The 12,047-nt window shown below is 63.3% G+C and carries 9 protein-coding genes; 3 read left to right on the plus strand and 6 right to left on the minus strand.

Annotated features, from left to right (window positions below; all coding sequences use genetic code 11):
- Window positions 1–198 precede the first annotated feature (198 nt).
- The 3 genes from galE to LI72_RS20610 form a co-directional block, all read right to left on the minus strand.
- The gene (galE, locus tag LI72_RS18485) at window positions 199–1,221 is read right to left on the minus strand and encodes a UDP-glucose 4-epimerase GalE (RefSeq protein WP_052130285.1); all 1,023 of its coding nucleotides are present in this window, start codon (window positions 1,219–1,221) and stop codon (window positions 199–201) included.
- A gap of 9 nt (window positions 1,222–1,230) precedes the next feature.
- Window positions 1,231–2,616 (minus strand): phosphoglucomutase/phosphomannomutase PgmG, encoded by a 1,386-nt coding sequence (pgmG, locus tag LI72_RS18490; RefSeq protein ID WP_033927453.1) that lies wholly within the window; start codon window positions 2,614–2,616, stop codon window positions 1,231–1,233.
- A gap of 297 nt (window positions 2,617–2,913) precedes the next feature.
- Entirely contained in the window at window positions 2,914–4,248 is a 1,335-nt protein-coding gene (locus LI72_RS20610) for a sugar transferase (RefSeq protein ID WP_231562536.1), read from the minus strand.
- 505 nt (window positions 4,249–4,753) lie between these two features.
- Here LI72_RS20610 and LI72_RS18500 point away from each other — a divergent pair.
- Together LI72_RS18500 and LI72_RS18505 are read left to right on the plus strand one after the other, a co-directional pair.
- Window positions 4,754–5,731 carry a quinone oxidoreductase family protein gene (locus tag LI72_RS18500; RefSeq protein ID WP_033927454.1) on the plus strand — a complete coding sequence of 326 codons (978 nt, stop codon included), beginning with the start codon at window positions 4,754–4,756 and terminating at the stop codon, window positions 5,729–5,731.
- 218 nt (window positions 5,732–5,949) lie between these two features.
- Window positions 5,950–8,028 (plus strand): catalase, encoded by a 2,079-nt coding sequence (locus LI72_RS18505; RefSeq protein WP_033927458.1) that lies wholly within the window; start codon window positions 5,950–5,952, stop codon window positions 8,026–8,028.
- A 47-nt stretch (window positions 8,029–8,075) separates the two neighbouring features.
- Here the strand turns inward: LI72_RS18505 and LI72_RS18510 are convergent, their stop codons facing one another.
- Entirely contained in the window at window positions 8,076–9,680 is a 1,605-nt protein-coding gene (locus tag LI72_RS18510) for a spinster family MFS transporter (protein ID WP_081985280.1), read from the minus strand.
- A 103-nt stretch (window positions 9,681–9,783) separates the two neighbouring features.
- Here LI72_RS18510 and LI72_RS18515 point away from each other — a divergent pair, with 103 nt between their 5' ends.
- On the plus strand, window positions 9,784–10,251 hold the full coding sequence (locus LI72_RS18515) for a low molecular weight protein-tyrosine-phosphatase (RefSeq protein ID WP_033927455.1): 468 nt from the start codon (window positions 9,784–9,786) through the stop codon (window positions 10,249–10,251).
- 5 nt (window positions 10,252–10,256) lie between these two features.
- On the opposite strand, the gene LI72_RS18520 is transcribed toward LI72_RS18515, so the two are convergent.
- Entirely contained in the window at window positions 10,257–11,774 is a 1,518-nt protein-coding gene (locus LI72_RS18520; RefSeq protein ID WP_081985282.1) for a lipopolysaccharide biosynthesis protein, read from the minus strand.
- Entirely contained in the window at window positions 11,767–11,982 is a 216-nt protein-coding gene (locus LI72_RS20405; RefSeq protein WP_197051975.1) for a hypothetical protein, read from the minus strand. Before LI72_RS20405 ends, LI72_RS18520 begins: the two co-directional genes overlap by 8 nt.
- Window positions 11,983–12,047 lie beyond the last annotated feature (65 nt).

The following is a 12,047-nucleotide window of genomic DNA, read 5'->3' on the forward strand; positions in this document are numbered from 1 at the left end:
TGCGCCGCAGGGGTCGTCCACACATGGCGTTTTGGGGCGGCGAACATGCGCTTCGAAAAAACGGTGGTCCGCTATCAATACATCCAAATCAGCCTGTCTACCCGCCATTATTACCCCTCCCCAACCATCGGCAGTGCGGGGTATAGACAGTGATGCTTACTTCAGATCCAGAGAACTAGTTGGGAAGATTGGGTACCGTCATCGCAATCTCTGACTCAAATACCGTTCCCATGCAAGCGCGTGGGTGACAATGGTATCGAGGTCGTCGTGGCGCGGGGTCCAGCCGAAGCGGCTGCGGATCGCGCGGCTGTCTGCGGTGAGCGACGCAGGGTCGCCCGCGCGGCGGCCGGAGAACTGGCGTTCGATCTGCATGTTGGTCACCCGGTCGACGGCGTCGAGCACCTCAAGCACCGAATAGCCATGGCCATAGCCGCAGTTGAGAAAATGCGACTGGTCGGGCTCGTCGATCAGCGCCTCGAGCGCCAGCACATGCGCCTGTGCTAGATCGCTGACATGAATGTAATCCCGCACCCCGGTGCCGTCGGGGGTATCGAAGTCGGTGCCGAACACCGCGACGCTGCGGCGCTTGCCCAGCGCCGCCTCGACTGCGACCTTGATCAGGTGCGTTGCGCCTGCGGTCGATTGGCCGGTGCGGCCCTGCGGGTCAGCACCTGCGACGTTGAAGTAACGCAGCGCGCAGTAATTGAAGTCGTGCGCAGAGGCGACATCGCGCAGCATCCATTCGGTCATCAGCTTGGATGTACCATAGGGATTGATCGGTTTTTGCGGGGTCGTCTCGGTGATCGGGCCTTCGGTTTCGGGCGTGCCATAGGTGGCAGCGGTCGACGAGAAGATGAAATGCTTCACCCCGCCTGTCACCGCCGACTCGATCAGCGCGCGGCTCTTTACCGTGTTGTTGCTGTAGTAATTCAGCGGATCACTGACCGATTCCGGCACTACCACCGATCCTGCGAAATGCAGGATTGCGCCGACATTCTGCTCGGCGATGATCCTGGCGACCAGGGCGCTATCGGCAATGTCGCCCTCATAAAAAGGCACGCCTTCGGGCACCGCCCAGGCAAAGCCGGTGACCAAATTGTCGATGACGCAGACCTTCCAGCCTGCATCCTTCAGCGCTAGGACGGCATGACTGCCGATATAGCCAGCACCACCGGTCACCAGGATCCCGCGCTCGACGCGAAATTGTGCAATCGCTGACATGATTGTGCCTCAGTGTCCCACTGTCTCGCCGCGCACCAGTCCCGATGCTGCAAGCTGCTCGTCAATCTGTTCCATCAGGCGCTGGAGGCCTTTGGCATCGCGGGCCTCGGCGCGCGCGACCAGCACGTCCTGCGTGTTCGAGGCGCGCAGCAGCCACCAGCCATCGGCGGTGTTGACGCGCGCGCCATCGGTGGCGTTGACTGTGGCGCCGCTGGCGGCAAGCCGGGCCAGAACCTCGTCGACCACCGCAAACTTGCGCGTTTCATCGACCTGAAAGCGCATTTCGGGCGTGTTGATCATCGGTGCCATTTCCCCGCGCATCTGCGTCACTGACTTGCCCAGCAGAGTCTGCGCCTCGATCAGGCGGACTGCGGCATACAGCGCATCGTCAAAGCCGTAATAGCGGTGCTTGAAGAACACATGCCCGCTCATCTCGCCCGCCAGCGGGCAGCCGGTTTCCTTCATCTTCGACTTGATCAGGCTGTGTCCGGTCTTCCACATCAGCGGAACGCCGCCCAGTTCGCTGACCCGGTCGAACAAAGCCTGGCTGGCCTTCACGTCGGCGATGATCGTGGCTCCGGGGACATCTTTCAGCACCGCTTCGGCGTAGATGCTGAGCAGCTGATCGCCCCAGATCACGCGGCCCTGGCCGTCGATCGCGCCGATACGGTCGCCATCGCCATCAAAAGCCACACCGAAATCCAGCTTCTTCTCGGCGACAAGCGCCTTGAGGTCAGCGAGATTCTTTTCCTCGGTAGGATCAGGATGGTGGTTGGGAAAATTGCCGTCTACCTCGGTGAACAGGGCGAAATGCTCGCCCGGAAGGCGCTTGATCAGCTTCTCGATGGCCGGCCCGGCCGCACCATTGCCACAATCCCATCCCACGCGCGCTGCCGCACCGCCAAAATCTTCGACCAGCCGGTCGACATACTGATCGAGAATGTCGATCGAACGCGACGTTCCGGTGCCGCTGTCCCAATCCCCCGATGCCGCCATCTCGCCTAGGGTGCGGATATCCGCGCCGAAGAACGGGCGTCCCTGGAAGACCATCTTGAAGCCGTTGTAATTGGCGGGGTTATGGCTGCCGGTTATCTGAATGCCGCCATCGGCTTCTTCCAGCACGGCTTCGGCGTAATAAAGCATCGGTGTGGGCCCCATGCCTACGCTGATCGCATTTACGCCGCTGTCGTTCAGGCCCTTGATTAACGCGACCTCGAGCACGGGAGAACTCACCCGGCCGTCATAGCCCACGGCCACGCAGGTGCCGCCCGCCCGCGCGATGAGCGTCGCAAAGCCACGGCCGATGGCATAGGCGTCAGCCTCGCCGAGCGTCTCGCCGATAATCCCGCGGATGTCATATTCGCGCAAGGTGGTGGGGTGAAACTGGTGTGTCATGAAGGATGGCTCTTCCTGAATGTCGGGCAATAACTGCCGCTTGACGTCATGAGGTGCGGACCGCGGTCACGCCTTATCGGCAAAAACTGGGAAACTCAATTGGCAAGGTGAACTTCAGGCCTGCTTGTCCCGCCCTCTGGCCCGCCACCGGGACCGGCGAAGGCACCGGGGAATCAAGAACAAGCCAGTAAGGTCGCTACAGGCCATCACGCCGCCTGATTGGCGGCCTGTTCATGCAATAATGTGGGCCCTGGCTTGCGCGAGGAACCTCCCAAATCATCGCCGGATATGGACTGGTTAGAATGCGTTCTTGTGGAACAGAACTGTGACTGTACCCAGCAGTATACGGATGTCGGATCGCAGGCTCCATGTCGTGACATATTCGAGGTCCGATTGCAGACGCATAGAAAGGTCTTCTTCGATTTCCGTCGCACCGCGAAATCCACGCACCTGCGCCAGTCCGGTCAGACCCGGCTTGACCACGTGACGCTCCCAATAACGCTCGTCCACGTCCCAATAGAGCAGCGCGCCAGCACGGGCACCCAGGGCATGCGGGCGCGGGCCGACGAGGCTCATGTCGCCGAGCAGAACGTTGATGATCTGCGGCAGCTCGTCAATGCTCGTCTTGCGCAGGACGTTCCCAAGCCGCGTGACCCGGTCATCGTTGCGCGATGTCAGGCGCGATGCATTGGCGTCACACATCTCGGTCCGCATCGTGCGGAACTTCCAGATCATGAAGGGGCGGTTGCCAAGGCCGATCCGCTCCTGACGGAAGAATACGGGACCCTTGCTGTCGAGCTTGATGAGGATACCTACAAAGGCAAACAGCGGCAGTAGGAACGGCATCGCGGCGAGCGACAGGACGAGATCGAAACCGCGCTTAACCAGCTGGTGGTTCCAAGCCAGACGACCGCTGTTGAGCAGAAGGCTGGTATGGCCCGCACGTCGGGAAATGCTGAGCGCAGCGAAATGGTCAAGCTCGGGGACCACGATTTCGCAGCGCACGTCCAGCGTCTTGAGCGCCATCGCCCACGCCTGGCGCGCCTGCGGTGCGCAATGCACCACGACGCGGTCCATGCCCTTGGCGAGCATGCCGAGACGGTTGATGCCAACTGCGCTCGACAGATCGGGGTGCAGGCCCATCGCCCGGGCGTCGATCGCGCCGGAGCCGGGGTTGGGCCCCATCGGAACGCCATCATAAACGCAAAGAATCGAGTAAATGCCTTGGTCAATCCGATTGGCGACAAAGGCGCGTGTCACGGCGCGCACTACCACAATTCCACCCAAGCTGAGGAGCACGCCAAAAAAGAACACGCCGCGCGAGAATTCAGCGCCGACCTTGAGGAAGAACGCGATCAGCAGCAGGCTACTCGCCGCCATCACCAGCGCGCCCGTCGCCGCGCCGATGCCCGACCACAGATTGTCGACTTTGCGAGTGTTGTGTGCGTTATTGCTCAACGAGAAAATCAGGAACAGGGGAACGCAGACCGCAACCATGTTGGAGGCATGGTCACCTACCACCCCTCCCAGATACAGGGCGCTGGCGGCATAAAATCCGACGATGATTGAGGCGGTGTCAGTCAGTACCGACCACATCGAGAGCATCGAGCGGAAGCGCTTGAGGCCCTTCAAGCGGCTCAACCGCTCCAATGTTTCGAGATCGGGCTGCGGGCCTCCCGTCTGGATCGGTGCCGAGTCAAGATCCTGCCCCGTCGCGAGCGTCGGGACAGTCGTGGTCGCGAATTTGGCTGTCGGCATGAGGGGCTTTGAACTCCGGTAAGACTGATCGTTTGCGCCCGATAGAGGTCCGGGCCTTACCAGCCTTTGCCGCATCGCACAATAGGTCCGAATCCGCCAGAACCGGGGAGTCCGCGACCAGCTGTGCCGATTCTGGGTCGGTTTTTGTTAGGCGCGCCCGATGCAGGCTAGGCTGCATCGAATCAGCGGCCAAGCGCGGCGAGGGGTAACACGATCCATGTAACGGCTATTTCCATGGCATGATGGCCGACGCGCAGCTCCACCGGCGGTGACACGACCGCGATGCTCGCTTATGAGCAGGGCATCGCCGGCGCCGTCCGGACAGACATCCATCATCGCCGGGTGCATCCTGGCGGCTCTTTCGGAAGGAACGACGCTCATGCAGGCACGCCAGGCTATTCTCACTCGCACCGGAGGTCCTGAAGTGATCGGCTGGCAGACGGTCGATCTCCCGGCGCCAGCCCCGGGGGAGGTCACGCTGCGCCAGACTGCGGTCGGACTCAACTATATCGACACTTACCACCGCGGCGGCGTCTATCCGGTCGATCTTCCCAGCGGTCTGGGGCTGGAGTCCGCCGGAGTGGTCGAGGCGGTCGGCGACGGCGTTGACGGCTTTGCCGTCGGAGACCGCGTCGCGACCTTCGGACCGGTGCGCGGTGCCTATGCCGATATCCGCAACGTCCCGGCATCCAGCCTGTTCAAGCTGCCTGACCACATCACCGACCAGATTGCCGCAGCGGCGCTGCTCAAGGGCTGCACCACCGAGTTTCTGGTCGAGCGCTGCGCCCGCGTCGAGCCTGGCCACGCGGTGCTGGTGCATGCGGCGGCAGGCGGTGTGGGGTTGTTGCTGGTGCAATGGCTGAAGGCCGTGGGCGCAACCGTCATCGGAACGGTGAGCAGCGAAGACAAGGCCGAGCTCGCCCGCGCGGCGGGGGCCGACCATATCGTCTTCTACACCCGTGAGGATACCGCCAGCCGCGTACGCGAACTGACCGGCGGGGCAGGCGTGCGGGTGGTGTTCGACGGCGTCGGTCTCGACACCTGGGAGGCTTCGCTGGGCAGCACCGGCAGGCGCGGTCTGATCGTCTCGTACGGCAATGCCAGTGCCCCAGTAACGGGAATCGCGCTGGGTGTCCTCGCCGCGAGGGGATCGCTGTTCTGTTCGCGCCCGACATTGTTCGATTATTATGCCGATCCTGCCGAACGCGCAGCGGGCGCGGCCCGGCTGTGGGAGATGATCGGATCGGGCAAGGTCAAGGTCACCATCGGCCAGACCTATCCGCTCGAGCAGGCAGAGCAGGCCCATCGCGATCTCGAAGCTCGGGCCACCAGCGGATCGACGTTGCTGCTGCCCTGAATGCGCGATGCCCTCAATACGGGATTGAGGTGTGCGGCAGGCCCGGCAGGCTGCACCACCGAATGGCCAGCGTGTTTTCTCGAACCCGTGCATGCATCGCATGGCGGTGTAGCGCGTACATGACCCAACGGCGCAACCGCGCCTGGTCAATGCGCGCCTGAATTTCGTTTCCCCCATTCCCCGCGCTCGCGTTGATCCCCGAACTGCAGGAGCAACGCATGACGAAATCCCCCTATGAGACGACGCACGGCCATGGCGGCGAGACCCACCAGCAGGCGCAAGGCGATGCCCCGGTGCTCACCACCAACCATGGCATGCCGATCTCGGACAACCAGAACAGCCTGAAGTCGGGCGCGCGCGGCCCCACGCTGCTCGAGGATTTCGTGCTGCGCGAGAAGATCTTCCACTTCGACCATGAACGCATCCCCGAGCGCATCGTCCATGCGCGCGGCAGCGGCGCACATGGCGTATTCGAGGCCACCGACGACATTTCGGACCTCACGCGCGCCGCCGTCTTCACCAAAGGCGAGAAGACAGAGGTGTTCGTCCGCTTTTCGACCGTCGCCGGCGGCGCTGGATCGGTTGATACCCCGCGCGATGTCCGCGGCTTTGCGGTCAAGTTCTACACCCGCGAGGGCAACTGGGACCTGGTTGGCAACAACATCCCGGTGTTCTTCATCCAGGACGCGATCAAGTTCCCCGATCTGGTGCACGCGGTGAAGATGGAGGCCGATCGCGGCTATCCGCAGGCTGGCAGCGCGCACGATACCTTCTGGGACTGGGCCTCGCTGATGCCCGAATCGACGCACATGCTGATGTGGGCGATGTCCGACCGCACCCTGCCGCGCAGCTTGCGGATGATGGAAGGCTTCGGCGTTCACACCTTCAAGCTCGTCAATGCCGACGGCAAGGCGAGCTTCGTCAAGTTCCACTGGAAGCCCAAGCTGGGCCTTCAGTCGACAATCTGGGACGAGGCGCTGAAACTGCAGGCGGCGGACAATGACTATCACCGCCGCGACCTGTTCGAAGCGATCGCAGGCGGCGATTTCCCCGAATGGGAGCTTGGCATTCAGGTGTTCGACCAGGCCTTTGCCGATGCCCAGCCATATGACGTACTCGATGCGACCAAGCTGATCCCGGAGGACGACATCCCGGTTCGTGTGATCGGCACGCTGACGCTGAACCGCAATGTCGACAATTTCTTCGCCGAGACCGAGCAGGTCGCGTTCCTGCCCACGAACATCGTGCCGGGGATCGACTTCTCGAACGATCCGCTACTGCAGGGCCGTCTGTTCAGCTATCTCGATACGCAGAAGTCGCGGCTGGGCACGACCAACTTCCACCAGATCCCGGTCAACGCGCCGCGCTGTCCGTTCGGCAATTTCCAGCGCGACGGCATGATGCAGACCATGGTCCCCAAGGGCCGCGCCAACTACGAGCCCAACAGCCTTGCCTATCATGGCGAGGAGGCAGGTCCGCGTGAGAGCGCCGCCAGGGGCTTTGCCACCACCAATCTGGCAAGCGGCCCCGACGAACAGGGCGACAAGCTGCGCGTGCGGGCCGAACTGTTTGCCGATCATTACAGCCAGGCGCGTCTGTTCTATCGTTCGCAGACCGAAAGCGAGCAGGCGCATATCGCCTCGTCCTTCGTGTTCGAACTGTCGAAGGTCGCCGATCTCGATCAGGTACCCGCGCGCATGGTCGCCAATTTACGCAATGTGGATGAAGACCTTGCCCAGCGCGTTGCCGACGGGCTGAATATCGACCTGCCAAAGAAGGCCGAACCTGCGCGCAAGCCGGTCGACATGGCACCGTCGGATGCCCTTTCTATCCACAAGAACATGAAGGCGACGCTGAAAGGCAGGAAGATCGGGATTCTGATCGCCGACGGGACCGATGCGGGCGAACTCGCCAAGGTGACCAAGGCGGCCGAAGGCGCAGGTGCCACCGTGTTCATCGTCGCGCCCAAGGTCGGCGGTGCCAAGCTGGCCGATGGCAGCCTGCGCAAGGCCGATGGTCAGCTGGCCGGAAGCCCCAGCCAGCTGTTCGATGCCGTGGCTATCGTGCTGTCGGAGGACGGCACCCGGATGCTGCTCAAGGAAGGCACTGCCGTGCAGTTCGCGATGGACGCCTTTGGACATCTGAAGGCGATCGGTGCCAGCAAGGCTGCCCAGCCGTTGCTCGACAAGGCGGGGGTCGAACCCGATGCCGGTGTTACGGGCCTGGGCGATGATTTCATCAAGGCTGCGGCAACCCGCTTCTATGATCGTGAACCCGGCGTGCGCATGCTCGCCTGACCTGTTCGATTTGTCCGGGCGGTGCCACTGGCGCCGCCCGGCGCGGATCAGACGTCCTCGCCGGCTGCGCGCGCCCGCTCGACCACGGTGCGTTCGGCCAGGGGCACCTTGCGATAGGCGTAGAACAGCAAGGTGAGGCCCACCGGCACGATCACGAGGATCGAGAGCACGCCGGTCGAGAGGCTGCCCGAGATCACCGACATCTGGCCTGCGAGATACGGCCCGAGCGCCAGCCCGAACAGCGTCGTCGCCAGAAAGAAGGTCGCGGTCGCCGTGCCGCGCATCCGAGGCATCACCAGATCCTGGGTCGTGGCAGCCGCAGCACCCAGCGCAGAGCTTGCAAACAGGTTCGCGAGCGAGACCCAGATCGTGAACCGGATGAAGTCCCAGTCCGAATTGGGATCGCTGACCGTGGTATAGCCCATGATCACGGGGATCACTGGAGTGACGAGGCCAAAGGCGATCACCATGATCCGACCGGATTCGCTGCGCGTGCGCAGCCAGTCGGACATCCGTCCACCCAGGATCACGCCCAGAAATCCGCTCAGCGCGCCAAAGCCGCCCACCCAGAAGCCGATGCGCGCGGTCGATTCGCCCAGCACCTGCGCGGCATAGGTCGGTCCGAAGGCGGTGGTCGCATAGGAGAGGAAGGCGACGCAGCCATAGCCCAGGATCGTCACGAGAAACGCGGGCGATCCCCAGATGAGCGCAAAGGTCGGCTTGTCGCGCAGCCGCAGCGAGCTCGCCCAGGAAAACACCGCATAATAGCCGACGCCGATGCAGATCCATTGCAGCGTCGCGCCGGTCAGTGCGATCATCGCGCTAGCAGCCAGGGCTAGAACCGCGATTGCACCGACATTGACCGCGAGCGCACGTGGACCGCGCATGGCGGCGGCAAACAGCGTGAACGGCGGAATGACCGCAAACAGTTCCTGCAGGAAACCGCGGAAAGGCTCGGCGGTCGGCGGGGTCGGCAGCCCGTCGACCAGCCCGCGCACTGGTTCGCGCAAGGTGGCGACCCAGGCGGCGAGCAGCAGCCCGGGCAGTCCGACCGCCATGAAGGCAGCCTGCCAGCCGACCAGCCCCAGCGGGCCGCCGCCGGGATAGGCCTCGTTCCAGCCCGCCACGATGAAGCCACCGATCATCAGCGAAATGCCGCCGCCGAAATACAGCCCTGCCGAATAGATCGCGAGCGCCGTGCCGCGCATCCGTTTGGGGAACATGTCCGAGATCAGCGAATATGCAGACGGGCTGGCGGTCGCCTCGCCCACGCCGACGCCCATGCGCGCGAGGCCAAGGGTGGTGCCGTTCTTGGCAAATCCCGACAGCGCGGTCATCGCCGACCAAATCGCAAGGCCCAGCGTCAGTAGCCGCACCCGGTTCCAGCTGTCTGCCAATCGCCCCAGAGGGATGCCGAACAGCGCATAGAACACGGCAAAGGCAGTGCCATAGAGAAAGCCAATGTCGGCATCATCGAGCCCCAGGTCCGCCTTGATGTCGGGCGCGAGGATGGTGATGATCTGGCGGTCGATGAAATTGAGCACATAGACAAGGAAGAGAATACCTAAGCCGTACCAGGCATAAGGGCTGGCGTGCGTGGCAGGCGTCAGGCCGGGTGCGGCGGGATCTGGTTGCTCGATTGGTCCCGTCATGCGCCTGGCTCTCCCTTTGGTTGTTATTGTCCCGCGTCTTGGCTAGCAGAGCCATGCCTGCGCGCAAGCGCCAAACGGCAGAGCGAATCCCGCCGGAGCGAGCATGACCAGCCCATCCATCCTGTTCGTCTGTCTCGGCAATATCTGCCGATCGCCGCTGGCCGATGGCGCGCTGCGCCACCGCGTGCGGCAGCTGGGTCTGGGCTGGACAGTCGATTCGGCGGGCACCGGTGGATGGCACGCGGGCGAGCCGCCCGACCGGCGCGCGATGGCCATCGCAAAGGCGCATGGTGTCGACATCGCGGGCCTGCGCGCACGGCAGGTCCAGCGCGCGGACTTCGAACGGTTCGATCTGATCCTCGCGATGGATCACGACAATCTGGACGGGCTGAAGGCGATTGCGCCGCCTGATGCACGCGCCGAGCTGTGCCTCGCGCTCGATCTGGTGGCCGGGCGAGAGGGCGAGGCGGTGGCTGATCCTTATTATGGCGATGCCGACGGCTTTGGAGTCACCTGGGCAGATGCTCAAGCCATTGCCGAAGGCGTGCTGCGCCGGTTCGGCAGGGGCTAGGCCGCTCAGGCGATGGCAACGTCCTCGTCGATGACGGGCGGCTGACGGCGCAGCAGCCCGATGGCATCGGCCAGCATCTGCGGTGCCAGCATACGCAGCAGCAGGAAATAGCTCAGCGCGCCGATCCCGGCGAGCAGCGCCAGCCGTGCCATCACTTCCACCACTCCGCTATCGAACGCGTTGCCCAGTCCGACGCGCATCGTCCAGACGAGCGCCGCCATCGCGGCGGCCGCGCTCACGCCGGGCGCGCAGGCGATGAGCACGTCGCGAACGCGCACACCGATCACCGGGCATGACATCCACAGGTTGAAGCCCAGCACCACCGGCATGCCCAGCACCCAGGCCAGCGCCAGCCCGGTCACGCCATATTGAACGCCCACCAGGAACGCGAGCGGCATGAAGGCCGCGCCAAAGGCGGAACAGCGCACGGTGACGCGCGGTTGCCCCAGGGCATTGACCGCAGGCGCGATCAGCACATGCAGCGTCATGAAAGGCATGGCGAGCGCGAACATCTGGACCAGCGGCACCATCTCGAGCCACTTGGGGCCGAACAGCGTGTACACGGCCTCGGGCGCCGTGACGGCAAGTCCGGCATAAACCGGGCAGCAGATCAGCATGATCAGCGCGATGGCTTTGAGGAACGCGGCCTGCAGGCGCTTGGGCTCCGCCTGCAGCCGGGCATAGGCCGGGAAGGCGACTTCGTTGAGCGGCGGAATGACCTTGGAAGAGAACAGCTGCGCGAGGAACAGCGCCTCGGCATAGAGGCCCAGCGCATGCGGATCGAGGCTGCGGCCGGCGATCATCACATCGGCCTGGGTCTGGATGCTCCACAGCAGATGGCTGATTAGCATCGCTCCGCCAAAGCCGATCATCGCGCGGGTGCCGCGAAAATCGAAACTGGGCCAGACGATGAAGCGCTGGGCGATGCACAGGCCGATGGCGCGGGTCCACACCATCGATACCGGCGCGGCAACCAGCGTCCAGACGCCCCAACCTGCCAGCGCGCAGACGATCGAGGTGGTCGCGCAGACAAAGGCGGCGACGAAATTGACGATCGCCAGCCGCCGGAAATCGAGCGCGCGGCTCATCAGCACCTCGGGCACTGCCATGAACGGCGTCGCCAGATACATGATGGTCTGCCAGCGCAGCAGATCGGCAACGGCGGGCTGGTTGTAATAGGCTGCGATGGCGGGTGCTGCGGCAAACTGGATCGCGGCAATGCCCAGGTTCAGGATCAGCAGCAGGCCGAATGCCTGGCGCACGCGAAACGTGTCGATCTCTTCCTGCTGGATGAGCGAGCTGGCAAAGCCATAGCCGTTGAGGAAGGCGAGCATCACCATCACAACCTGGGTCATGGCGAACAGGCCATAATCTGCCGGGTCGAGGATGCGAATCACCGCCAGCGTGGTGCTCCACATCACCACCTGGCTGACGATCTGGCTGCCGGAACGCCAGAAAACCGCGGATCTCACGCGGTTTGCAAAGCCAGAGTCGGTGATTCCCATTGTCATGTCTTCAACCATACAGCGTCTTATTGCAGCAGCGGGTGGCATAAGCGTTAATCGCCTGGCCAGCCAAATCCCCGTGTTTTCGGGGTGTAGCGGCATTGGCCGAAAAAATTTGAAATAAAATTGCAAAAAAGGTTTGACCCGACTCGCTGTCGCCCATAAATGCCCTCTCACCGGACGGGACGCGGCGCCAACGCATCGCACTTTCGCCGGTCGCCAACATAGACGGACACCAAGTCCCCCGGTTTAAAGATCGGGGCGCACTGGTTGTCCGCTACTTTTGTCGGT

Source organism: Sphingomonas sp. 35-24ZXX, from assembly GCF_000786215.1.
In the GTDB taxonomy this organism is placed as follows: Bacteria; Pseudomonadota; Alphaproteobacteria; order Sphingomonadales; family Sphingomonadaceae; genus Blastomonas.

Bases quoted from the DNA above. Each gene is read 5' to 3' on its own strand.
- LI72_RS18510 (WP_081985280.1), bottom strand. From the start codon at position 9,680: ATGACGGGACCAATCGAGCAACCAGATCCCGCCGCACCCGGCCTGACG.
- LI72_RS18520 (WP_081985282.1), bottom strand. From the start codon at position 11,774: ATGGTTGAAGACATGACAATGGGAATCACCGACTCTGGCTTTGCAAAC.
- LI72_RS20405 (WP_197051975.1), bottom strand. From the start codon at position 11,982: ATGTTGGCGACCGGCGAAAGTGCGATGCGTTGGCGCCGCGTCCCGTCC.
- pgmG (WP_033927453.1), bottom strand. From the start codon at position 2,616: ATGACACACCAGTTTCACCCCACCACCTTGCGCGAATATGACATCCGC.
- LI72_RS18500 (WP_033927454.1), top strand. From the start codon at position 4,754: ATGCAGGCACGCCAGGCTATTCTCACTCGCACCGGAGGTCCTGAAGTG.
- LI72_RS18505 (WP_033927458.1), top strand. From the start codon at position 5,950: ATGACGAAATCCCCCTATGAGACGACGCACGGCCATGGCGGCGAGACC.
- galE (WP_052130285.1), bottom strand. From the start codon at position 1,221: ATGTCAGCGATTGCACAATTTCGCGTCGAGCGCGGGATCCTGGTGACC.
- LI72_RS18515 (WP_033927455.1), top strand. From the start codon at position 9,784: ATGACCAGCCCATCCATCCTGTTCGTCTGTCTCGGCAATATCTGCCGA.